The organism is Arthrobacter sp. GMC3 (assembly GCF_002929305.1).
GTDB lineage: Bacteria > Actinomycetota > Actinomycetes > Actinomycetales > Micrococcaceae > Specibacter.
In genome coordinates this window covers 1-508 of sequence record NZ_PJIO01000178.1, presented here as the reverse complement: position 1 = coordinate 508, position 508 = coordinate 1, and the positions used below count along the sequence as shown (strand labels likewise).

Here is a 508-nt window from a genome sequence, read left to right as displayed (position 1 = left end):
GCTGGTGAGCGGACATTTTCTCCCGCTCAGCGAGCACTCCCGCAGCGACTGGAACCAGCTCTGGCTACTCACCGAGGTCCGGCACGAAGGCAAGCAGCCACAGGTCTTGGAAGAGTCGGTCACCAGCGATAGCCAGTCACGTGACGGCTTCGTCCAGGGCTACCGCAACCGTTTCAGCGCCACGCCCTGGGCCATCCCCTTCCGCCCGGCGCTTTGCCATCCGAAACCGAAGGTGCTCGGCAGCCAGACCGCCGTGGTCACCGGCCCCGCCGGCGAAGAGATCCACTGCGACGAGTACGGCCGCGTAAAAGTCCAGTTCCACTGGGACCGCGAAGCCCAGGCCGATGACAAGACCAGCTGCTGGCTGCGCGTCAGCTCCAGCTGGGCCGGCGACCGCTACGGCGGCATCGCCATCCCGCGCGTTGGCATGGAAGTACTGGTCACCTTCCTCGAAGGCGACCCCGATCAGCCGCTGGTGACCGGCTGCCTCTACCACAAGGAACACCAG

1 protein-coding gene is annotated in these 508 nt (G+C 65.9%); it reads left to right on the top strand.

Annotation, left to right across the window (positions count from 1 at the left end; all coding sequences use genetic code 11):
* The coding region (gene tssI, locus CXQ94_RS24185; RefSeq protein WP_146070435.1) for a type VI secretion system tip protein TssI/VgrG at positions 1-508 on the top strand (508 nt) is incomplete at both ends.